Raw genomic sequence first — 21,909 nt, 5'->3', positions numbered from 1 at the left:
ACCACCATGCCACTGACACTGCAGCAGCTCAACGCCGCGACGCAGGCCGAGTTCACGGCCCTGCTCGACGGCACCTACGAACACTCGCCGTGGATCGCCGAGGCCGCGTGGGCGCGGCGGCCGGTCACGGGCTTCGCCACGCTGGCGGCGCTGAAGCTGGCGCTGGTGCAGACCGTGCGCGACGCCGGGCGCGAGCGGCAGATCGCGCTGGTGCGTGCCCACCCAGAACTGGCCGGCAAGGCGATGGTGAGCCGCTCGCTCACCGCCGAGAGCACCAACGAACAGGGCAAGGCCGGCCTGACCGACTGCACGCCCGAGGAGTTCGCGCGCATCCAGCAGCTCAACGCCGACTACAACGCGCGCTTCGGCTGGCCCTTCATCCTGGCCGTGCGCGGCCCGCGCGGGCTGGGCCTGCCGCGTGCGGAGATCATCGCCACCTTCGCGCGGCGCCTGCAGGGCCACCCCGACGTGGAGCTGGCGGAGTGCCTGCGCAACATCCACCGCATCGCCGAGATCCGGCTGGGCGACAAGTTCGGCGACGTGCCCGTGCAGGGCAACCTGGTCTGGGACTGGGCCGAGCAGCTGGCGCAGCACAGCGACCCCGGCTTCGCCGAACAGGGCCAGCTGACGGTGACGTACCTGACCGACGCGCACCGCGCCTGCGCACGGCAGCTGGTGCAGTGGATGCAGGGCGACTGCGGCTTCGACGACGTGCACATCGACGCTGTGGGCAACGTGGTGGGCATCTACCACGGCTCCGACGCCTCGGCCCCGCGGCTGCTGACCGGCAGCCACTACGACACCGTGCGCAACGGCGGCAAGTACGACGGCCGGCTCGGCATCCTGGTGCCGATGGCCTGCGTGCGGGCCTTGCACGCGGCCGGCCGGCGCCTGCCCTTCGGCATCGAGGTCGTGGGCTTCGCCGAAGAAGAGGGCCAGCGCTACAAGGCCACCTTCCTGGGCTCGGGCGCGCTCACCGGCCACTTCGACCCCGCCTGGCTGGAGCAGCAGGACGCCGACGGCGTGACGATGCGCGCCGCGATGCAGGCCGCCGGGTTGCGCATCGACGACATCCCGGCGCTGCGGCGCGACCCGGCGCGCTACCTCGGCTTCGTCGAGGTCCACATCGAGCAGGGTCCGGTGCTGAACGAGATCGACCTGCCGCTGGGCGTGGTCACCTCCATCAATGGCGGCGTGCGCTACGTCGGCGAAGTGGTGGGCATGGCCAGCCACGCCGGCACCACGCCGATGGACCGCCGCCGTGACGCCGCCGCCGCGGTGGCCGAACTGGTGCTGTACGTCGAGCGCCGCGCCGCCGCGGTGCCCGACGCCGTGGGCACCGTGGGCCAGCTGCAGGTGCCGGCGGGCTCGATCAACGTCGTGCCCGGCCGCTGCCGCTTCAGCCTGGACCTGCGCGCCACCACCAATGCCGTGCGCGACGCGCTGGCCGCCGACGTGCTGGCCGAGCTGCAGCGCATCTGCGACCGCCGCGGCCTGGCCTCCACGCTGGAAGAGACCATGCGTGCCAGCGCCGCGCCCAGCGCCCCGGCCTGGCAGGCGCGCTGGGAAGCCGCGGTGCAAGCGCAAGGGCTGCCGGTGTTCCGCATGCCCAGCGGCGCCGGCCACGACGCGATGAAGCTGCACGAGGTGATGCCGCAGGCGATGCTGTTCCTGCGCGGCCTGAACGCCGGCATCAGCCACAACCCGCTGGAAGCCATCACCAACGACGACACCGAGCTGTGCGTGCGCGCCTGCGCCGACCTGCTCGAACAACTTGCCCGCGAGACTGCATGACAGCACACGACCGCCTCGACGCCTGGATCGCCGCCCACTTCGACGAGGAAGTGCGCTTCCTGCAGGAGCTGGTGCGCGTGCCCACCGACACGCCACCCGGCAACAACGCGCCACATGCCGAGCGCACGGCCGAGCTGCTGGAAGCGATGGGCCTGCAGGCCGAACGCCATGCCGTGCCGGCCGCCGAGGTGCAGGCCTGCGGCATGCAGAGCATCACCAACCTGATCGTGCGCCGGCGCTTCGGCGCGGGCGGCCCGGTGGTGGCGCTGAACGCGCACGGCGACGTGGTGCCGCCCGGCGAAGGCTGGACCCACGACCCCTACGGCGGCGAGATCGTGGACGGCCGGCTGTACGGCCGCGCCAGCGCCGTCAGCAAGAGCGACTTCGCGACCTACACCTACGCGCTGCGCGCGCTGGAGGCGCTGGGCGTCCCCTTGCGGGGCGCGGTGGAGCTGCACTTCACCTACGACGAGGAGTTCGGCGGCGAGCTCGGCCCGGGCTGGCTGCTGGCGCACGGGCTCACGCAGCCCGACCTGCTGATTGCCGCCGGCTTCAGCCACCAGGTCGTCACCGCGCACAACGGCTGCCTGCAGCTGGAAGTGACGCTGCACGGCCTGGCTTCGCACGCGGCCTATCCGACCACCGGCATCGACGCGCTGCAGGCCGCGAACAAGCTGCTCACGGCGCTGTATGCGCACAACACCGTGCTGCAGGCCCGGCGCTCGCAGGTGGCCGGCATCACGCACCCGTACCTGAACGTGGGCCGCATCGAAGGCGGCAGCAACACCAACGTGGTGCCGGGCAAGGTGGTGCTGAAGCTCGACCGCCGCATGATCCCCGAGGAAGACGTGACGGCGGTGGAGGCCGAGGTGCGCGCGCTGATCGATGCTGCGGTGGCGCAGAGCCCGGGCGTGCGGCTCGAGGTGCGCCGGATGCTGCTGGCACACCCGCTGCAGCCCCTGCCCGGCAACCAGCCGCTGGTCGACGCCCTGCAGCGCCACGGCCAGGCGGTGTTCGGCGAGATCCTCCCGACCAGCGGCACGCCGCTGTACACCGACGTGCGGCTGTACGGCGCGCACGGCGTGCCCGCCGTCATCTACGGCGCCGGGCCGCGCACGGTGCTGGAGAGCAACGCCAAGCGGGCCGACGAACACCTGCAGCTGTCCGACCTGCAAGGCGCGACGCGGGTGGTCGCACGCACCTTGTTCGATCTGCTGCGCACCTGATCGCAGCGCGGGGTCCTCGGACGCCCGGACATGGTGCAAGCCACGAGGCAAAGGCGTGCACAGAACTTGCAAAATCGTCTGACAACAGATCACCGGAGCTTTTCATGACCTTGACCTTCCTCAAGCGCCGCACCGTGCTGGCCGCTGCCGCCCTGCTGGCCACGCCGCTGCTGGCGCTGGCGCAGACGACACCGATCAAGTTCCAGCTCGACTGGCGCTTCGAAGGCCCGGCAGCGCTGTTCCTGGCCTCGCAGGCCAAGGGCTACTACAAGGACGCCAAGCTCGACGTCACCATCGATGCCGGCAACGGCTCGGGCGGCACCGTCACGCGCGTGGCCAGCGGCACCTACGACATGGGCTTCGCCGACCTGGCGGCGCTGATGGAGTTCCACGCCAACAACCCCGACGCGCCGAACAAGCCGGTGGCGGTGATGATGGTCTACAACAACACCCCCGCGGCCGTGCTGGCGCTGAAGAAGAGCGGGATCACCAAGCCGGCCGACCTGAACGGCAAGAAGCTGGGCGCCCCGGTGTTCGATGCCGGCCGCCGCGGCTTCCCGATCTTCGCCAAGGCCAACGGCCTGTCGAACATCACCTGGACCAGCATGGACCCGCCGCTGCGCGAGACGATGCTGGTGCGCGGCGACATCGACGCCATCACCGGCTTCTCGTTCACCAGCCTGCTGAACCTGGAAGCGCGCGGCGTGAAGGCCGACGACGTGGTGGTGTTGCCCTACCCGGCGTACGGCGTGAAGCTGTACGGCAACGTCGTCATCGCCAGTCCCAAGCTGCTGAAGGAGAACCCGGAAGCCGTGAAGGCCTTCCTGAAGGCCTTCGCCAAGGGTGCCAAGGAGGTGATGGCCGCTCCCGACGCCGCCATCGACTACGTGAAGGCCCGCGACGGCATCATCAACGTCGACCTGGAGAAGCGCCGCCTGCGCATGGCCATCGATGCCGTGGTCGCCAGCCCCGATGCCCGCGCCGAAGGCTTCGGGCAGGCCGTGCCGGGGCGCCTGGCGCTGATGGCCTCACAGGTGTCGGACGCGTTCGCCACCAAGACCCGCGTGGATGCGTCGGCCGTGTGGACCGACGCCTACCTGCCGTCGAAGGCCGACCTCAACATCCTGCCCCCGGCCAGGAAGTGATCCCGCGGGTGCTGCAGGTGTCAGCGGAATTCGTACGACATCTGCAGCATCACGCCGGCGTCGCCGAGCAGGTGCGCCGCCACCGACGAGCGGCGGTCGAAGTTCCAGCCCAGCGACACCAGGGCCCCCGGCGCGAAGCCCTTGGTGTTCAGCGGCAGCTTGTCCTCGTACTTGCCGCGGTAGCCCCAGATGACGCCGGCCGACCATTGCGCGAACAGCTGCGGTTCGCCCCAGAAGCCGGTGTAGCGCTCGCCCACGTAGACGTAGACGGACTCTTGGCCGAAGGAATTGCTGAAGAACGAACCGCCGGTGAACCTGCCGTCGGGGCGTTGCCGTTCCAGGGCCACGGCCCAGACCTTGCGATGTTCCTCGCTGGGGCGCCAGTGCGCGGTGAACGGCGAGAACGCCATGCGCCACTGCGGGCGTTCGGGGTCCGACGCACCGGCGGCGGCCAGGCGGCCGCTGTCCACCGCCGCGCCGTCGTCGCCGGCGGCCGCCAGCGCCGGCAGCAGCGCGAGTGCAAAAAAACAGGGCCACGCAGGCCCTCGGTACCATCGGTTCATGACCGGTATTGTCCCTGCTCTGCAAACCCGGCGGCAACGGGGGCTTGTCACGGTGCTGCTCGGTGTGTGTCTGCTGGTGGCCACCACGGGGCTGGGCGGCTGCGCCTGGCTCGACACGCAGCAGCGCCGGCTGGCCCTGCGTCCCAGCCCCGGCCTGCCGGCCGATGCCGACAGCCCGGCGCGCTTCCGGCCCGGCGACGAACGCTATCTGCTGCCGTCGGCCACGCCGGGCGAGCAGGTGGCGCTGTGGTGGCTGCCGCAGCCCGACCCGCAGGCGCCGGCGCTGCTGTATCTGCACGGCACGCTGCGCTCGCTGTACGGCAACCAGCCCAAGATCGACGCGCTGCGGGCCGCGGGCTTCGCGATCCTGGCCGTGGACTACCGCGGCTGGGGCGAGAGCGCGGCCATCGTGCCGTCGGAGACCACCATCCTGGCCGATGCGCGCCTGGCCTTCGCCGAACTGCGGCGCCTGCAGCCCGACCCCGGCCGGCGCGTGCTGTTCGGGCACTCGATGGGCAGCGCGGTGGCCGTGATCCTGGCCAGCACGCTGCGCCACGGCCAGGACTACGGCGCGCTGGCGCTGGAGTCGGCCTTCACGCGGCTGCCCGATGTGGCCGGCGAGGCCGGCTTCTGGGGCCGCATCGGTGCGGCGGTGACGACGCTGGAATTCGACGCCGCCGCGCGCATCGGCGCTGTCGACGCCCCGATCTGGATGCTGCACGGCACGGCCGACAACACGGTGGCCATCGTGCTGGGCCAGCGCCTGCGCGACGCCGCGCGGCCCGGCGTGCGCTGGGTCGAGGTGCCCGGCGGCAGCCACAGCCGGCTGCACAGCGACGCGCCCGAGCTCTACCGCCAGACCTTTCTCGATCTGCAGCGCAGCCTTCCCCCGCCGGCGCCGTCGCCGTGAAGAAGACCCCATGACCGCCTTCGTCGATTTCCGCAACGTCTGGCTCGCCTACAACGACGAGCTGCTGGCCAAGAAGCAGTTCGCCGTCGAGGACATCTCGCTGCAGGTGGGCGAGGGCGAGTTCATCGCCATCGTCGGCCCCAGCGGCTGCGGCAAGAGCACCTTCATGAAGCTCACCACGGGCCTGAAGATGCCCAGCCAGGGCACCATCCACATCGGCGGCCAGCCGGTGACGGGGCCGCTGAAGATCAGCGGCATGGCCTTCCAGGCGCCGAGCCTGCTGCCCTGGCGCACGACGCTGGGCAACGTGCTGCTGCCGCTGGAGATCGTCGAGCCCTACCGTTCGAACTTCCGCAGCAAGCGCGCCGAGTACGAGGCCAAGGCGCGCGAGCTGCTGAAGAGCGTGGGCCTGGGCGGCTACGAGGACAAGTTCCCGTGGCAGCTGTCGGGCGGCATGCAGCAGCGCGCCAGCATCTGCCGCGCGCTGGTGCACGAGCCCAAGATGCTGCTGCTCGACGAACCCTTCGGCGCGCTCGACGCCTTCACGCGCGAGGAGCTGTGGTGCGCGCTGCGCGACCTGCAGGCGGCGCAGAAGTTCAACGTCATCCTGGTCACGCACGACCTGCGCGAAAGCGTCTTCCTGGCCGACAAGGTCTACGTCATGAGCAAGAGCCCCGGGCGCTTCGTCGTCGAACGCCACATCGACCTGCCGCGCCCGCGCGACCTGGAGGTCACCTACACGCCCGAGTTCACCGAGATCGTGCACGAGCTGCGCGGGCACATCGGTGCCATCCGCCAAGGCGGCGGCAAGAACGGCGCGGTGGTGCCGCAATGATGCGCGGCAAGACCTTCGAGCGCTGGTCGCCGGTGCTGCTGCTGGCGGCCATCCTGCTGCTGTGGCAGCTGGTGGTGGTGGGCTTCGGCATCCCCGAGTTCATCTTCCCGAGCCCGTGGCAGATCGCGCAGCAGTTCGTCGAATACACCGGCCCGCTGCTGGAGGCGGCGTGGAAGACCTTCTGGGTCACGATGCTGGGCTTCGGGCTGAGCATCGTGGTGGGCGTGCTGCTGGGTTTCCTGGTGGGCAGCTCGCGCGCCGCCTACGCCGCGCTGTACCCGCTGCTGGTGGGCTTCAACGCCGTGCCCAAGGCGGCGGTGGTGCCGATCCTGGTGGTGTGGTTCGGCATCGGCCTCGGGCCGGGCATCCTGACGGCCTTCCTGATCTCGTTCTTCCCGATCACGGTGAACATCGCCACCGGCCTGGCGACGCTGGAGCCCGAGCTGGAAGACGTGCTGCGCGTGCTGGGCGCCAAGCGCTGGGACGTGCTGGTGAAGGTGGGCCTGCCGCGCTCGATGCCGTACTTCTACGGCAGCCTGAAGATCGCCATCACGCTGGCCTTCGTCGGCACCGTGCTGGCCGAGATGACCGCAGGCGACTCCGGCATCGGCTACCTGATGCAGACTGCGGGCAGCCAGCAGCGCATGCCGCTGGCCTTTGCGGGCCTGGTGACCATCGGTGCGATGGCGATGGCGATGTATGAATTCTTCTCGTGGATCGAGAAGCGGACCACCGGCTGGGCACACCGGGGATCCCAGGCAGTTTGAAGTGACGATGACGCAAGAGCAGATGCTGCGCCACCTGCGCGCAGCCAACGAGATGGCGCGCGAGACGCTGGCGCTGGGCCACCACCCCTTTGCCGCGATGCTGGTGGCCCCCGACCACGAGACCGTGCTGCTGGCGCAGGGCAACGTCGACCAGGTCAACCACGCCGAGGCGGTGCTGGCGCGCGAGGCCGCGCAGCGCCACGACGCCGAACTGCTGTGGCGCTGCACGCTGGTGACGACCGTGGAGCCCTGCGCCATGTGCGCAGGCACGCAGTACTGGGCCCACATCGGCCGCCTGGTCTACGGCATGAGCGAGCGCCAGCTGCTCGCCTGCACCGGCAACCACCCCGAGAACCCGACGCTGGACCTGCCCTGCCGCCAGGTCTTCGCCGCGGGCCAGAAGGCGGTGCAGGTGCACGGGCCGTTCCCCGAGGTGGCCGACGAGATCGCCGCCTTGCACCGCGCCTTCTGGACCTGACGCGGAAGTGATCCGGCCATGACCGCCGGCTGGCGCGGCCAGCTCGCCCTGCACTACACCCGCGACGGCGACCGCACCATCGCGCTCGACCGCCACAGCGGCCCGCTGCGCGTGCTGCAGCGGCTGTACCCCGAGGGGCCGGGCATCTGCCACCACGTGCTGGTGCATCCGCCCGGTGGCGTGGTCGGCGGCGACACGCTGGACGTGCAGGCGCGGCTGGAGCCGGGCACGCATGCCGTGGTCACGACACCCGGCGCCACGCGCTTCTACCGCAGCGACGGCGCGCCCGCGCTGCAGAGCGCCACGCTCGCGCTGGCCGACGGCGCGCGCATGGAGTGGCTGCCGCTGGAGAACATCGCCCACAGCGGCTGCATCGCCGGCAACCGGCTGACGCTGGACCTGGCCCCCGGCGCCGAGGCCCTGGGCTGGGACGTGCTGGCGCTGGGCCTGCCCGCCGCCGGCGACCCCTTCGTGCGCGGCAGCTTCGAGCAGCAGGTGCACCTGCCCGGCGTGTGGCTGGAACGCGGCCGCATCGCCGCCGACGACACCGCGCTGCTGGACGGCCCGCTGGGCCTGGCCGGGCGCCGCGTGCTCGCCACGCTGTGGTTCGCCGCCGGCACGGCGCTGCCGGCGGCGCGGCGCACGGCGCTCGTGGACGCGGCGCGCGAACTGGCGGCCGCCGACGCGCTGGCCGCCACGTGCGGCGTCACCTCGGCACACGCGCCGGTGGTGGTGCTGCGGCTGCTGGCCGACCGCGTGGAGCCGGCGATGGCGCTGCTGGTGCGCGTGCGCGCTGCGTGGCGCCGGCTGGCCTGGGGGCTGGCGGCCGAGCCGCCGCGCATCTGGCGCACCTGAGCCGGCCGGCCGGTCGGCCGGCGCTGGCGTTCCGCCGGTCCGGAGCAATTTGCACAGCTTCCGGACGTCACTTCTGGCGATGGCCGGCCGCGCGGCGCTCAAGAATCCCTGCCAGGGGTCGACAACCCAACAGACGTCTCCGGCTTGCCCGGCGGCCGCGCAGTCCCCGACCCCACGTCCATCCACACACAGGATCTCCGACATGTCCGTCTTTGTCCGCCTCACCGCGGCCAGCGCGCTGGCCGCCGCCCTGGTCGCCCATGCCGACGCACCCGACGACGCCATGGACGTCGGCTCGGTGGATTTCAAGTGAGCCGAGGCGCCCCCGCACCTGTCCCTTCCGGCCGGCGCTCGGCGCCGCCGGCCGCATCCTGACTCCCGGAGAAGTCCATGAAATGGCTCGATGACCTGTCGTTGAACCTCAAGCTCGCGCTCGCCCCCACCTTGTGCCTGCTGCTGCTGGCCGTCTCGGCGGCCGGCTCGATCTGGGGCTTCCAGCAGCAGCGCAGCGCGCTGAGCACGCTGCACGAGAAGCAGCTGCCCAGCTACACCTTCGCAGCCGGCTTCGAGGCCGGCCTGCGCGACATGAACGGCCTCATCAACCGGTCCCTGGGTTACGAGGCCATGGGCTACAACGCCAAGGAGATCGCCAGCATCGACGCCGAGCTGACGAAGAAGTCGGCGGCGATGAAGCAGTCGCTCGACGAGCGCACTGCCAGCGAGACCATCGAGGCGGTGAAGCAGGAGTACGCCGCGCTGGGAGCGATGTTCGCCAAGTACGACAAGGCGGTGAAGGACACCCAGGACATGAAGGTCTCGGGTGCGGCCATCGCCAGCACCTTCCTGAGCACCGCGCAGAAGGAATACGAGGGCCTGCTGAAGGAGATCAGCCGCATCAGCCAGGCGCGCCTGGACGAGACGGCGCGTGACGTCGCCGCGGCCGGCGCCGCCGCGCAGCGCGCCGAGTTCGCCATCACCGCCGCCGCGGTGGCGGCCTTCGCGGCCGGCATCCTGCTGAGCCTGTTCATCGCCCGTGGCCTGCTGCGCCGCGTGGCCGCCGCCAGCGCCGGCGTGGCCGCGATGGCCTCGGGCAACCTGACGCACACGATGCGGGCCGACGGTCGCGACGAGATCGGCCGCCTGGTGCAGGACCTCGAAGCCGTGCGCGAGCGCCTGGCCACGTCGATCAGCGCCGTGCGCCTGGCATCCGAGTCGGTGCGCGTGGCCGCGGGCGAGATCGCCGCCGGCAACGCCGACCTGTCGCAGCGCACCGAGCAGCAGGCCAGCAGCCTGCAGCAGACCGCCGCGTCGATGGAGCAGATCAACAGCACCGTGCGCAACAACGCCGACACGGCGCGCCAGGCCAACCAGCTCGCCACCTCGGCCAGCGCCGTGGCCACGCAGGGCGGCGAAGTCGTCGGCCGCGTGGTGTCGACGATGGACGACATCAGCAACAGCAGCAAGAAGATCGCCGACATCATCGGCACCATCGACGGCATCGCGTTCCAGACCAACATCCTGGCGCTGAACGCCGCGGTGGAAGCCGCGCGCGCCGGTGAACAGGGCCGCGGCTTCGCGGTCGTCGCCGGCGAGGTGCGCAGCCTGGCGCAGCGCAGTGCCGAAGCGGCGCGCGAGATCAAGAGCCTGATCGGCGCCAGCGTCGAGCGCGTGGAAGCCGGCTCGCGGCTGGTGCAGGACGCCGGCACGACGATGAACGACATCGTCGTGCAGGTGAAGCGCGTCAGCGACCTCATCGGCGAGATCACCGCCGCCACGCAGGAACAGACCTCGGGCATCGGCCAGGTCAGCGGCGCCGTCAGCCAGCTCGACCAGGTGACACAGCAGAACGCCGCGCTGGTGGAAGAGAGCGCCGCGGCGGCCGAGAGCCTGAAGCAGCAGGCGGTGCGGCTGGTGGAGTCGGTGAGCGTGTTCACGGTGCACGGCCATGCCGGCCACGGTGCGCCGTCGGCTGCGACCGCCGCACCCGCGCATGTGCCGGCCCCTGCGCCCGTGCGCAAGCCTGCCCCGGCTGCGGCGCCGAAGCCGGCCGCGCCCAAGGTGCAGGCCAAGCTGCTGCCCAGGACGCCCGCGCCCGCCGCGCGCCCCGCCGCAGCGCCGGCCCCCCAGGCTGCGCCTGCGGCCGCCCCGGCTTCCGCGGCCGCTGCCGACGACAGCTGGGAAACCTTCTGAGCGCCTCCTCCCGGGCCGCCTCGGCGGCCCCCACGTCCCCCACCTTCCTTGTCGCAAGGACACCTTCCATGAGCTTTGTTCCCCGCATGCTGGCGCTGACGGCGCTGTCCCTGGCCACCATGGCCTCCCAGGCCGCCTCGCGCGAAGAAGCGCAGGCGCTGCTGAAGTCGGCGCTGGCCGAGGTGCAGGCCAAGGGCGTGGAAGGCGCGTCCAGCGAGTTCAGCGCCGGCGGCAACTGGAACAAGGGCACGATGTATGTCTTCGTGGCCGACCTGAAGGCCAACATCCTGGCGCACTCGGCCAACGCCAAGCTGGTCGGCAAGAACCTGTGGGAAGTGAAGGACGCCACCGGCAAGCTCTTCGTTCAGGAGCAGGTGCGCCAGGTGCAGGCCGCCCCGCAGGGCGCGGTGCAGATGCGGTGGATGAACCCGTCGACCAAGCAGATCGGCGACGCCGAGGCCGTGATCGGCCGCATCCCGGGCAAGGACGCCTACATCGGCGCCGTCTGGTTCAAGTAGGACCGGCCAGCGCGATCAGCGCGCGGATGCGGGTGACCATCGCGGCGTCCAGCACCGCGCCACGGTCCTGCAGCGCCTGCAGCAGCCGCGCGGCCGCTGCAGGCGTCTTGTCGTAGCCCGGCAGCAGCGCGGGCAGCGCCGCGGCGAGCGCCGGCTGCAGCGCCTCCAGGCGGCGTTCGCCGTTGAAGGGGTCGCCGCCGGTGGGGTGCGCGCGCAGCGCGTCCAGTTCGAGCAGCCGGTCCAGCGCGTGGCCCTGCACGCAGCGCATGGCCGAGAGCTTCTCGCCGCGGTGCCAGCGCTGCAGCCCCACCCACAGGCTGGCCAGGGCCTCGCCGACGATCCAGGTCTCGTCGGTGGTGCGGGCCGGCAGCGCCCGCCGCGGCACCGCGATGCCGGGGTCGACACCGTCGCGCGCCCACACCAGCCGGCCGGGCGCGAACGGGATCGCCGCCAGTTCGTCCGGCTCGAAGACCGCGAACTCGCAGAACACCCCGTCGGCCATCAGCGCCTTGTGGCCGTCGGCGGTGTTGCGGAAGTGCCAGGTCAGCGGGTGCGCCGCGGCCAGCCAGTCGAGCTGCGTCACGTAGCGCTGCTTGGCCCCGGGGGCCACGACGACGAAGAAGTCCAGGTCCGACCAGCGGTCCAGCCGTGGCGTTTCCAGGCCCACCGAGCCCAGGCCGATCAGCGCCAGCGTGTCGCTGCGCGCGCGCAGCGCGGCGCCGATGGCGTCCAGCCGCGCCAGCAGGGCAGACGGTGTCACGGCATGCATGGCGCGCAGTGTAGACAGCGCGGCCACCGCCGCGGCGCCGCGGCCTCAGATCGACATGCGCGCGCGCACGCCGTCGGCCTGCATGTCGGCGCCGCGCCCGCGCTGCACGATCTCGCCGCGCTCCATCACCAGGTACTGGTCGGCCAGTTCGGCGGCGAAGTCGTAGTACTGCTCCACCAGCACGATGGCCATGGTCTTGCGGTCGGCCAGCATGCGGATCACGCGGCCGATGTCCTTGATGATGCTGGGCTGGATGCCTTCGGTGGGCTCGTCGAGCATCAGCAGCTGCGGGCCGGCGGCCAGCGCACGTGCGATCGCCAGCTGCTGCTGCTGCCCGCCGCTGAGGTCGCCGCCGCGGCGGTGCATGAACTGCTTCAGGATGGGGAAGAGCTCGAACAGCTCGGCCGGGATGGCCGTGCCGCCCGGCTTCACCGCCAGCCCCATGCGCAGGTTCTCCTCCACCGTCAGGCGGCCGAAGATCTCGCGCCCCTGCGGCACGTAGCCGATCCCCTGCCGCACGCGGTCGTAGGGCGTGGCGTGCGTGATGTCGCGGCCGCCCAGCAGCACCTGGCCCGCCTTCACCGGCACCACGCCCATCAGGCTCTTCAGCAGCGAGGTCTTGCCGACGCCGTTGCGGCCCAGCACCACCGTCACCTCGCCGAGCCGCGCCTCGAAACCCAGGTTGCGCAGGATGTGGCTGCCACCGTAGTACTGGTGCAGACCTTCGACCTGCAGCAGCGGTTCAGCGGCCAAGGTACACCTCCACCACCTTCTCGTTGGCCTGCACATCGCGCAGCAGCCCTTCGGCGAGCACGCTGCCCTCGTGCAGCACCGTCACCTTCTTGCGGCCTTCGGTGAGCTGCTCGACGAACTTCATGTCGTGCTCCACCACCACCAGGCTGTGCTGGCCTTCGAGGCTCAGGAACAGCTCGGCCGTGCGCTCGGTCTCCTCGTCGGTCATGCCGGCCACGGGCTCGTCGAGCAGCAGCAGCTTGGGGTCCTGCATCAACAGCATGCCGATCTCCAGCCACTGCTTCTGGCCGTGGCTCAGCAGCCCGGCGGTGCGCTGCGCCTCGTCCTGCAGGTGGATCAGCACCAGGATCTCGCCGATGCGGTTGCGCTGTGCACCCGTCAGCCGCGAGAACAGCGCCGCGCGCACGCGGCGGTCGGCCTTCAGCGCGAGCTCGAGGTTCTCGAACACGCTGAGCTGCTCGTACACCGTGGGCTTCTGGAACTTGCGGCCGACGCCGATCTGCGCCACCTGCTGCTCCTTCAGGCGCAGCAGGTCGATGTTGCTGCCGAAGTAGACGCGGCCGCTGTCGGGCCGCGTCTTGCCGGTGATGCAGTCCATCATCGTCGTCTTGCCGGCGCCGTTGGGGCCGATGATGCAGCGCAGCTCGCCGACGTCGATCGCCAGGCTCAGCTTGTTCAGTGCCTTGAAGCCGTCGAAGCTGACGGTGATGTCTTCCACGTACAGGGCCACGCCCTGGCCGAAGTAGGGCTCGTCGGCGACGAAGCGCGGTGCGGCGGCCAGGCCGCGTGCTGCGTGTGCGGCGCGGCGCGCGGCGCCGGCTTCCATCAGGTCGGGCGTCATGCGCGCTTGTCCGTCAGCTTCCGCCACAGCCCGATCAGGCCCTGCGGCAGGAACAGCGTCACCGCGATGAACAGCGCGCCCAGGAAGAACAGCCAGTACTCGGGGAAGGCGACGGTGAACCAGCTCTTCGCGCCGTTGACGAAGAAGGCGCCGAGGATGGGGCCGATCAGCGTGGCGCGGCCGCCCACGGCCGTCCAGATCGCGATCTCGATGCTGGCCGCCGGGCTCATCTCACCCGGGTTGATGATGCCCACCTGCGGCACGTACAGCGCGCCGGCCACGCCGCACATCACCGCGCTCAGCGTCCAGATGCTGAGCTTGTAGGCCACCGGGTCGTAGCCGGTGAACATGACGCGGCTCTCGGCGTCGCGGATGGCCTGCAGCACGCGGCCGTACTTGCTGTGCACGATGGCGCGCGCCATCAGGAAGAAGCCGATCAGCACCAGGCCGCTGAGCACGCACAGCCCGACGCGCATGCCCGGCGTGGCGATGGGCTGGTCGAGGAGGCGCTTGAAGTCGGTGAAGCCGTTGTTGCCGCCGAAGCCGGTCTCGTTGCGGAAGAACAGCAGCATCGCGGCGAAGGTCAGCGCCTGCGTGATGATGCTGAAGTACACACCCTTGATGCGCGAGCGGAACGCGAAGTAGCCGAACACGAACGCCAGCAGGCCCGGCACCAGCAGCACCAGCAGCATCTGCGCCAAGAAGCTGTCGCTGACGGCCCAATGCCAGGGAAATTCCTTCCAGTTCAGGAACACCATGAAGTCCGGCATTGGCATGCGGTACTGGCCGTCGCTGCCGATCTGGCGCATCAGGTACATGCCCATCGCGTAGCCGCCGAGCGCGAAGAACAGCCCGTGGCCCAGGCTCAGGATGCCGGTGTAACCCCAGATCAGGTCCATCGCCAGCGCGCAGATGGCATAGCACAGGATCTTGCCGAGCAGGCTGACGGCGTAGTCGCTCAGGTGGAACAGGTGGCCCTCGGGCACCACCAGGTTCAGCACCGGCACCAGCACCGTGATCGACAGCGTGGCAGCCAGCAGCGCTGCCCAGCCACGCGGCCCAAGCAGCCGCCGCGGAACCGGCTGCGCCGGGCCGCTGGCGGCGCCCCCCTGGGGGGGAACGCCGAAGGCGTTACGGGGGGGGATCATGCTTCAGCGCTCCGACCCTTCATCGCGAAGATGCCTTGCGGCCGCTTCTGGATGAAGACGACGATGAAGACCAGCACCATGATCTTGGCCAGCACCGCGCCCTGCCAGCCTTCGAGCAGCTTGTTCAGCACGCCCAGGCCCAGGGCCGCGTAGACGGTGCCGGCGAGCTGCCCCACGCCGCCCAGCACCACCACCATGAAGCTGTCGACGATGTAGCCCTGACCGAGGTCGGGGCCGACGTTGCCGACCTGGCTGAGCGCGCAGCCCGCCAGGCCGGCGATGCCGGCGCCGAGCGCAAACGCATAGGTGTCGACGCGGGCGGTGTTCACGCCCATGCAGCTGGCCATGCGGCGGTTCTGCGTCACGCCGCGCACGAACAGGCCCAGCCGCGTCCTGCCGATCAGCAGCGCCATGCCCAGCAGCACGGCCGCGGCGAACACCAGGATGGCCAGCCGGTTGTAGGGCAGCACCAGGTTCGGCAGCACCTGCAGGCCGCCGGACAGGAAGCCCGGGTTCTCGACGCCCACGTTCTGCGCGCCGAAGATCGAGCGCACGCCCTGCATCAGGATCAGGCTGATGCCCCAGGTGGCCAGCAGCGTCTCCAGCGGCCGGCCGTAGAGCCAGCGGATCACGCTGCGTTCCATCGCCGCGCCCACGAGTGCCGCGACGAGGAAGCTCATCGGGATCGCGGCCACGATGTAGAGGTCGAAGGCCTCGGGCGGCAGCCAGGCGCGGAAGGCGTTCTGCACCAGGTAGGTGGCATACGCGCCGATCATCATCAGCTCGCCGTGCGCCATGTTGATCACGCCCATCAGCCCGTAGGTGATGGCCAGCCCCAGCGCCACCAGCAGCAGGATCGAGCCCAGGCTGATGCCGGTGAACAGCACCCCCAGGCGCTCGCCCCAGGCCAGGCGCGAGGAGATGGTGTCGAGGCTGGCGTTCAGCGCCGCCCGCACGTCGGGTTCGGTCTCGGCGGCAATTCGTTCGATCAGCAGCGACTTCGTCGCCGGCTGGTCGCTGCCCGCCACCAGCTTCGCGGCGGCCAGGCGCTTGGCCTTGTCGGGCGAGGCGATCAGTGCGGTGGCCTTCAGCAGCGTGAGTTCGGTCTTCAGCGCCGCGTCGGTCTCGGCGGCTTCGGCCTTCTCCAGCAGCGCCAGCCTGCTCTCGTCGATCTGGTCCTTCAGCGCGGCAATGGCCTGCGCCCGCTGCGCGCGGTCGGGCGCAAACAGCTGCAGCGCGGCGAGCGCCGCTTCCAGCTCGCGCCGCATGCGGTTGTTGTTGACCACGTCCTCGGCACCTTCCGGCAGCGCGGCCGCGGCACCGGTGACGGCGTCGGTCACCTGCTCGCCGCGCACCACGAACGCACGGCCGCCGGCCACCTTCACCTCGTCGGCCAGCAGCGCCTGCACGAAGGCCGCCAAGCCCGGGTCGGCCGCCGTCACCGCCTCGTTCAGCGCCGCCAGCCGCGCATCGCTGTCCCCGGCCGCGATGCGCGCCGCCTGGTCAGGCGTCAACGCCGACGCCGACAACGAAACGAACAGCAGGAGAAGAGTGACCAGCCAATGCACCGCAAGTGATCCAGTGAAGGGAGAAGTCAGGCGTGGACAGGGCCGCAGGCCCGTCCACACCATCAAGCGGACGCCGAGGACCGGCTCCGCCGGTCCACAGGCGTCGCCCCCCCGGGGGGGAGCGGCGCAGCCGCTTCGGGGGGGGTCACTTCTTCACCGGCTCGTCCTTCTTGCCCTTGTTCTCGGGGATGTACGGGCTCCACGGCTGGGCCTTCACGGGGCCGGGCGTCTTCCACACCACGTTGAACTGGCCGTCGGCCTTGATCTCGCCGATGAACACGCTCTTGTGCAGGTGGTGGTTCTTCTCGTCCATCTTGCTCACGATGCCGCTCGGCGCCTTGTAGGTCTGGCCGGCCATCGCGGCGATGACCTTGTCGGTGTCCGTGCTCTTGGCCTTGGTCACTGCCTGCGCCCACATGTGGAAGCCGATCACGCTGGCCTCCATCGGATCGTTGGTCAGCGGCTTGTCCTTGTGGCCGGCGATGCCCTTGGCCTTGGCGTAGGCGCTCCACTGCTTGATGAAGGCGTCGTTGGTCGGGTTCTTGATCGACTGGAAGTAGTTCCAGGCGGCCAGGTGGCCCACCAGCGGCTTGGTGTCCACGCCGCGCAGTTCCTCCTCGCCCACCGAGAACGCCACCACCGGCACGTCGGTCGCCTTCAGGCCCTGGTTGCCCAGTTCCTTGTAGAAGGGAACGTTGCTGTCGCCGTTGATGGTGGAGACCACCGCGGTCTTCTTGCCTTCGCTGCTGAACTTCTTGATCTTGGCGATGATGCTCTGGTAGTCGGAGTGGCCGAAGGGCGTGTACTCCTCCATGATGTCGGCGTCGGCCACGCCCTTGCTCTTCAGGAAGGCGCGCAGGATCTTGTTGGTGGTGCGCGGGTACACGTAGTCGGTGCCCAGCAGCACGAAGCGGCGGGCGCTGCCGCCGTCCTTGCTCATCAGGTATTCCACCGCGGGGATGGCCTGCTGGTTGGGCGCCGCGCCCGTGTAGAACACGTTCTTGCTGAGTTCCTCGCCTTCGTACTGCACCGGGTAGAACAGCAGGCCGTTGAGTTCTTCCACCACCGGCAGCACGCTCTTGCGCGAGACGCTGGTCCAGCAGCCGAAGATCACCGCGACCTTGTCCTGGCTGATCAGCTGGCGCGTCTTCTCGGCGAACAGCGGCCAGTTCGAGGCCGGGTCCACGACCACCGGCTCCAGCTTCTTGCCGAGCAGGCCGCCCTTGGCGTTGATGGCCTCGATCTCCATCAGGATGGTGTCCTTCAGCACGGTCTCGCTGATGGCCATCGTGCCGCTCAGCGAGTGCAGCACGCCGACCTTGATGGTCTCCTGCGCGTGCACCGCGCCGGCCAGCGCGGCCAGCGATGCGAAGGCCAGCGAGTGCAATGTGAACGTGCGACGTGTGGTGGACATGGGTGTTCTCCTCCGGTTGAGGTGTGGTGACGACTGCGGTGCAGTGTCGGCAGCACCGGGGCCGGGGCCAATACGACAGATGACGTATGGCCGCAGCCTGCAGGCAACTTGATCGCCGTCAACGTGCGCGGCGCGTGCGCGCGCACCATATGCATGCCCCTTGGGGTGTCAGTGCCGCAACGGGGCGAGACGCAGCGCAAGCTGCCGGCCCGACGACCAACCAACATTGAGGACATGGACATGAAGACGATGCAGAAGACTCTCGCCGTGGCGGCCCTGGCGCTGATGGCGTCCTTCGCGGCCCAGGCGCAACCCAAGCCCGCGCAGACCACCGGCGAGATGTCGCCGCCGCAGAAGGTGGAGGAAGGTGTGGTCCGGGCCACGAAGCCGGCCCCGAGCACGGTGGACCGCAAGGCGCTGCAGGCCGAGGCCAAGGCCGCGAACAAGGCCGGCGCCAGCAACTCTGGCGAGTGCGGACCCGAGCAGAAGGCCGACGCCGGCGCCTGCAAGAAGGAGCCGGTGCAGTCGACCAAGAGCCGCGCCGAAGTGAAGAAGGAAGCCGTGGCCGCCACGCGCGCAGGCGCCACCACCAGCGGCGAGATGTCGCCGCAGCAGAAGGCCGACGAAGGCCCGAAGAAGAAGTAAGCCGATGCGACGGGGGCGGTCGGCACGTGCCGACTCGCTACAGTCGGGCTTCGATCCCCGGAGCCCGACTGCATGACCTCCCCGACCCCCACCGCCCTGGCGCCGCTGCTGCGCGCCATGCCGAAGGCGGAACTGCACATCCACATCGAGGGCTCGCTCGAACCCGAGCTGATCTTCGCGCTTGCGCGCCGCAACGGCGTGGCCCTGCCGCATGCCGGCGTCGAGGCGCTGCGCGCGGCCTACGCCTTCACCGACCTGCAGAGCTTCCTGGACATCTACTACGCCGGGGCCAGCGTGCTGCTGCAGGAGCAGGACTTCTTCGACATGGCCTGGGCCTACTTCGAGCGCGCCGCGGCCGACAACGTGGTGCACGCCGAGCTGTTCTTCGATCCGCAGACCCACACCGAGCGCGGCGTGCCGATGGCCACCGTGCTGAACGGGCTGCACCGTGCCTGCCTGCAGGCCCAGTCGCGCCTGGGCATCAGCGCGTCGCTGATCCTGTGCTTCCTGCGCCACCTGAGCGAAGAGGCGGCGCTGCAGACGCTGGAGCAGGCGCTGCCCTGGCGCCACCTGTTCATCGGCGTGGGCCTGGACAGCAGCGAGCGCGGCCACCCGCCGGAGAAGTTCGCGCGGGTGTTCGCGCGCTGCCGCGATCTCGGCCTGCACCTCGTGGCGCACGCGGGCGAAGAAGGCCCGCCGGCCTACATCGAGAGCGCGCTCGACGTGCTCCGGGTCGAGCGCATCGACCACGGCGTGCGCTGCACCGAGAGCCCGGCGCTGGTGCAGCGCCTGGCGGCGGCACAGGTGCCGCTGACGGTGTGCCCGCTGTCGAACCTGAAGCTGCGCGTGGTGCCGTCGCTGGCCGACCACAACCTGAAGGCGCTGCTGGACGCCGGCCTGTGCGCCACCGTCAACAGCGACGACCCGGCCTACTTCGGCGGCTACATCAACGAGAACTTCGTGCAGATCTTCAGCGCCCTGCCGGCGCTGACGCGGCAGGACGCCTACACGCTGGCGCGCAACAGCTTCAAGGCGAGCTTCGCGCCGCCCGCGGCCAAGCAGGCCTGGATGCAGCGGCTCGACGAGGTGTTCGCTGCCGCGTGAACGGGCCGGGCCTGCGCCGCCGGGGCGTCAGGCGGGACGGGCCGGCTTGGGCATGGTGTTGCGCAGCAGCACCGCCACCAGCGTCAGGCCCCCGGCCAGCAGCAGCAGCCCGGCGGTGCCCAGGCCCCACACGGTCCACGACACCAGCGGCACCGCGCCGCCGAGCCAGCCGATCAGCACCTGCGCCAGGTCCAGCGTGGCGCGCAGCAGCTCCTGCCAGCCCGGGAGCCACTGGTCGAGCACGGGCGTGAGCGGAATCTGGTCGACCAGCGGCCGGAGGTCGCCGGACCAGCCGCCGGCGCCACCGGCAGCGCCCGACAGCAGCATCAGCAGGCCGTGCAGGCCCCAGGCAGTGAGTGACCACAGGCCGAGCAGAATGGCAGTGACGATCCAGATGGCAATGACCATGAGACGCAGTCGGACGACGAAGGACGAGGGCCCGCAGCGTAGCGCAAGCGCCGCTGCATCCGCGATGCACCCTGCATGAGCAAGCTCTTCTTCCGCTACGCGGCGATGAACGCCGGCAAGTCCACCGCCTTGCTGCAGGTGGCGCACAACTACGAGGAACGCGGCATGCGCGTGCGGCTGTTCACGGCCGCGCACGACGACCGCGCCGGTGTCGGACTGATCGCCTCGCGGCTGGGCCTGCAGCGCGAGGCCGAGACCTTCGGCCCCGACACCGTCTTCGTGCGCGAGCACCTGGGCGACATCGCCTGCCTGCTGGTCGACGAAGCGCAGTTCCTCACGCCCGACCAGGTGCGGCAGTTGCACCGGCTGGCGCACGGCGGGCGGCTGCCGGTGCTGTGCTGGGGGCTGCGCAGCGACTTCCAGGGCAACGCCTTCCCGGGCAGCGCCGCGCTGCTGACGCTGGCCGACGACCTGGAGGAGATGAAGACCATCTGTGCCTGCGCCCGCAAGGCGACGATGAACCTGCGCATCGACGCCGCCGGGCGCCGCGTGCGCGAAGGCGAGCAGGTCGTCATCGGCGGCAACGACCGCTACCGCGCCGTCTGCCCGCGCTGCTTCTACAACGACGACGCGAGCGAGCCGGGCCACGCGCCGGGGCTGTTCGGCTGAGGGGCGCGGCCTGCGCTGCGGGCGCAGGCCGGCCAGCGTGCACCAGCGCACCGACACCGGTGCCGCTGCGCGCCTACGCTGCGCCGCTCTTCCCCACCGTCTGAGGTCTGCCCATGTCCCACCGCATCGCACTCGCCGCCGCCATCGTCGGCATCCTCGCACTCACTGCCTGCGAGCGGACCACCGTCCTGCCGGTGCCCGTCACCGCCCCGGCCGCGGCTGGCCCCGCCGGCCCCGCAGGACCGACCGGCGCCACCGGCGACACCGGCAGCCAGGGCAACCAGGGCAACACCGGAAGCACCGGCAACACCGGCATGGACGGCAACAAGGGCGAGACCGGCAAGACCGGCGACGGCACCACCGTGATCGTGGTGCCCGCGCCGGCGTCGGCGCCGTCGAACTAGACCGCCAACGCCTGCGCGCCAGGGCCGAACGCGAACGCGTCCATGCCCAGGTCGCCGAAGGTCAGGCTCTGGTGGATGCGCGTGGCCGGCACGCGGCCGGCAGCGCCTGCTGCGACGTAGAACGGCAGCAGGTGCTCGTCGGTCGGGTGCATCAACGCCGCGTGCGGCGCCTGCTGGCGGTAGTCGAGCAGCGCGTCCCAGTCGGCCACCGCCGCCGTGGTGGCGAACCAGTCGCGGAACGCGGTGCTCTCCGGCGTGGCCGGCTGGTCCACCTGCATGCGCCCGCTGGCGAACACGCGCCGCAGGTTGTGCGTGATGCTGCCGCTGCCGACGATCAGCACGCCTTCGTCGGCCAGCGGCGCCAGCGCCTGGCCCAGCGCGAACAGCTGCGCCGGGCTCCAGTCGGGCGGCCAGGCCAGCGGCAGCACCGGGATGTCGGCGTCCGGGAACAGGTAGCGCAGCGGCGTCCAGATGCCGTGGTCCAGCCCGCCGTCGTCGACCGTGTGCACCGGCAGGCCGGCCGCCTGCAGCAGGCCGACCACGCGCGCGGCCAGCGCGGGTGCGCCCGGCGCGTCGTAGCGCAGCGTGTGCAGCCGCGGGTCGAAGCCGCCGAAGTCGTAGATGGCCTCGTGGCGGGCGGCGGCCAGCAGCATGGGTTCGCGCGCCAGGCTGTGCGCCGACACGGCCAGGATCGCGCGCGGCCGGCCGTGGGCCGCCGCGAGCGCCGGGCCCAGGCGCTGCATGAAGGCGCCGGCCTCGCGCGGCTCCAGCGCCGTCATCGGCGAGCCGTGGGACAGGAAGAGCGGGGGCAGGGTGGTCATGCCGCCATTGAAGCACCAAGCCGACCGGCGCGGCTTCAAGCCGGCTGCACGCTGGGTTCAACGGCTTTCGGGTACCGTGCGTGC

At 70.8% G+C, this 21,909-nt stretch carries 23 protein-coding genes; 14 read left to right on the top strand and 9 right to left on the bottom strand.

The features are described 5' to 3' along the window. The first annotated feature begins 6 nt into the window (after positions 1-6). The 3 genes from uraD (at position 7) to ACPOLB_RS11065 (ending at position 4,165) form a co-directional block, all read left to right on the top strand. Positions 7-1,794 carry a 2-oxo-4-hydroxy-4-carboxy-5-ureidoimidazoline decarboxylase gene (gene uraD / locus ACPOLB_RS11075; protein WP_425261418.1) on the top strand — a complete coding sequence of 596 codons (1,788 nt, stop codon included), beginning with the start codon at positions 7-9 and terminating at the stop codon, positions 1,792-1,794. Next, on the top strand, positions 1,791-3,020 hold the full coding sequence (locus tag ACPOLB_RS11070) for a M20/M25/M40 family metallo-hydrolase (RefSeq protein ID WP_425261417.1): 1,230 nt from the start codon (positions 1,791-1,793) through the stop codon (positions 3,018-3,020). Before uraD ends, ACPOLB_RS11070 begins: the two co-directional genes overlap by 4 nt. 104 nt (positions 3,021-3,124) lie before the next feature. Then, a complete protein-coding gene (locus tag ACPOLB_RS11065) occupies positions 3,125-4,165 on the top strand; it encodes an ABC transporter substrate-binding protein (protein ID WP_425261416.1) in 1,041 nt (346 codons plus the stop codon). Between the two features lie 20 nt (positions 4,166-4,185). Here the strand turns inward: ACPOLB_RS11065 and ACPOLB_RS11060 are convergent, their stop codons facing one another. Continuing rightward, positions 4,186-4,728 carry a hypothetical protein gene (locus ACPOLB_RS11060; RefSeq protein ID WP_425261415.1) on the bottom strand — a complete coding sequence of 181 codons (543 nt, stop codon included), beginning with the start codon at positions 4,726-4,728 and terminating at the stop codon, positions 4,186-4,188. 52 nt (positions 4,729-4,780) lie between these two features. Here ACPOLB_RS11060 and ACPOLB_RS11055 point away from each other — a divergent pair, with 52 nt between their 5' ends. The 7 genes from ACPOLB_RS11055 to ACPOLB_RS11025 all read left to right on the top strand — a co-directional run bounded on the left by ACPOLB_RS11055 (position 4,781) and on the right by ACPOLB_RS11025 (position 11,281). Continuing rightward, positions 4,781-5,638, top strand: coding sequence for an alpha/beta hydrolase (locus ACPOLB_RS11055; RefSeq protein WP_425261414.1), 858 nt, complete (start codon positions 4,781-4,783; stop codon positions 5,636-5,638). Between the two features lie 10 nt (positions 5,639-5,648). Continuing rightward, positions 5,649-6,473, top strand: a complete 825-nt coding sequence (locus ACPOLB_RS11050) for an ABC transporter ATP-binding protein (protein WP_425261413.1) — start codon at positions 5,649-5,651, stop codon at positions 6,471-6,473. Next, positions 6,473-7,240: an ABC transporter permease gene (locus tag ACPOLB_RS11045; RefSeq protein ID WP_425261909.1), complete on the top strand. Its 768-nt coding sequence runs from the start codon at positions 6,473-6,475 to the stop codon at positions 7,238-7,240. Before ACPOLB_RS11050 ends, ACPOLB_RS11045 begins: the two co-directional genes overlap by 1 nt. A gap of 7 nt (positions 7,241-7,247) precedes the next feature. Then, entirely contained in the window at positions 7,248-7,718 is a 471-nt protein-coding gene (locus ACPOLB_RS11040; protein ID WP_425261412.1) for a nucleoside deaminase, read from the top strand. Positions 7,719-7,736: 18 nt separating this feature from the next. Beyond that, positions 7,737-8,573 carry an urease accessory protein UreD gene (locus ACPOLB_RS11035; protein WP_425261411.1) on the top strand — a complete coding sequence of 279 codons (837 nt, stop codon included), beginning with the start codon at positions 7,737-7,739 and terminating at the stop codon, positions 8,571-8,573. A gap of 390 nt (positions 8,574-8,963) precedes the next feature. Next, positions 8,964-10,763, top strand: a complete 1,800-nt coding sequence (locus ACPOLB_RS11030) for a methyl-accepting chemotaxis protein (protein WP_425261410.1) — start codon at positions 8,964-8,966, stop codon at positions 10,761-10,763. Between the two features lie 68 nt (positions 10,764-10,831). Next, on the top strand, positions 10,832-11,281 hold the full coding sequence (locus tag ACPOLB_RS11025; RefSeq protein WP_425261409.1) for a cache domain-containing protein: 450 nt from the start codon (positions 10,832-10,834) through the stop codon (positions 11,279-11,281). Here ACPOLB_RS11025 and ACPOLB_RS11020 read toward each other — a convergent pair. The 6 genes from ACPOLB_RS11020 to urtA all read right to left on the bottom strand — a co-directional run bounded on the left by ACPOLB_RS11020 (position 11,274) and on the right by urtA (position 17,774). After that, positions 11,274-12,050: a hypothetical protein gene (locus ACPOLB_RS11020; protein ID WP_425261408.1), complete on the bottom strand. Its 777-nt coding sequence runs from the start codon at positions 12,048-12,050 to the stop codon at positions 11,274-11,276. The genes ACPOLB_RS11025 and ACPOLB_RS11020 overlap by 8 nt on opposite strands. Positions 12,051-12,095: 45 nt before the next feature. Beyond that, positions 12,096-12,788 carry an urea ABC transporter ATP-binding subunit UrtE gene (gene urtE / locus ACPOLB_RS11015; protein ID WP_425261908.1) on the bottom strand — a complete coding sequence of 231 codons (693 nt, stop codon included), beginning with the start codon at positions 12,786-12,788 and terminating at the stop codon, positions 12,096-12,098. A gap of 4 nt (positions 12,789-12,792) precedes the next feature. Continuing rightward, positions 12,793-13,644, bottom strand: a complete 852-nt coding sequence (gene urtD / locus ACPOLB_RS11010; RefSeq protein WP_425261407.1) for an urea ABC transporter ATP-binding protein UrtD — start codon at positions 13,642-13,644, stop codon at positions 12,793-12,795. Further along, positions 13,641-14,792, bottom strand: a complete 1,152-nt coding sequence (gene urtC / locus ACPOLB_RS11005) for an urea ABC transporter permease subunit UrtC (RefSeq protein ID WP_425261406.1) — start codon at positions 14,790-14,792, stop codon at positions 13,641-13,643. Before urtC ends, urtD begins: the two co-directional genes overlap by 4 nt. Further along, on the bottom strand, positions 14,789-16,423 hold the full coding sequence (urtB, locus tag ACPOLB_RS11000) for an urea ABC transporter permease subunit UrtB (RefSeq protein WP_425261907.1): 1,635 nt from the start codon (positions 16,421-16,423) through the stop codon (positions 14,789-14,791). Before urtB ends, urtC begins: the two co-directional genes overlap by 4 nt. Positions 16,424-16,505: 82 nt before the next feature. After that, positions 16,506-17,774 (bottom strand): urea ABC transporter substrate-binding protein, encoded by a 1,269-nt coding sequence (gene urtA, locus ACPOLB_RS10995; RefSeq protein WP_425261405.1) that lies wholly within the window; start codon positions 17,772-17,774, stop codon positions 16,506-16,508. 240 nt (positions 17,775-18,014) lie between these two features. Between urtA and ACPOLB_RS10990 the strand changes: the two genes are divergently transcribed. Beyond that, positions 18,015-18,419 (top strand): hypothetical protein, encoded by a 405-nt coding sequence (locus ACPOLB_RS10990; protein WP_425261404.1) that lies wholly within the window; start codon positions 18,015-18,017, stop codon positions 18,417-18,419. 72 nt (positions 18,420-18,491) lie between these two features. Further along, positions 18,492-19,523, top strand: coding sequence for an adenosine deaminase (locus tag ACPOLB_RS10985; RefSeq protein WP_425261403.1), 1,032 nt, complete (start codon positions 18,492-18,494; stop codon positions 19,521-19,523). Positions 19,524-19,550: 27 nt separating this feature from the next. On the opposite strand, the gene ACPOLB_RS10980 is transcribed toward ACPOLB_RS10985, so the two are convergent. Then, a complete protein-coding gene (locus ACPOLB_RS10980; RefSeq protein ID WP_425261402.1) occupies positions 19,551-19,931 on the bottom strand; it encodes a hypothetical protein in 381 nt (126 codons plus the stop codon). 75 nt (positions 19,932-20,006) lie between these two features. Between ACPOLB_RS10980 and ACPOLB_RS10975 the strand changes: the two genes are divergently transcribed. Both ACPOLB_RS10975 and ACPOLB_RS10970 read left to right on the top strand, forming a co-directional pair. Beyond that, positions 20,007-20,600 (top strand): thymidine kinase, encoded by a 594-nt coding sequence (locus ACPOLB_RS10975; protein ID WP_425261401.1) that lies wholly within the window; start codon positions 20,007-20,009, stop codon positions 20,598-20,600. 113 nt (positions 20,601-20,713) lie between these two features. Next, positions 20,714-21,004: a hypothetical protein gene (locus ACPOLB_RS10970; protein ID WP_425261400.1), complete on the top strand. Its 291-nt coding sequence runs from the start codon at positions 20,714-20,716 to the stop codon at positions 21,002-21,004. Here ACPOLB_RS10970 and ACPOLB_RS10965 read toward each other — a convergent pair. After that, complete coding sequence (locus tag ACPOLB_RS10965; RefSeq protein ID WP_425261399.1) at positions 21,001-21,825, bottom strand: DODA-type extradiol aromatic ring-opening family dioxygenase; 825 nt, start codon at positions 21,823-21,825, stop codon at positions 21,001-21,003. The genes ACPOLB_RS10970 and ACPOLB_RS10965 overlap by 4 nt on opposite strands. Between the last annotated feature and the right edge of the window lie 84 nt (positions 21,826-21,909).

This window comes from Rubrivivax soli (assembly GCF_049810355.1).
Classification (GTDB): domain Bacteria; phylum Pseudomonadota; class Gammaproteobacteria; order Burkholderiales; family Burkholderiaceae_C; genus Rubrivivax.
The sequence above is the reverse complement of the archived record's forward strand: the minus strand, read 5'-3'. Positions and strand labels throughout refer to the sequence as shown.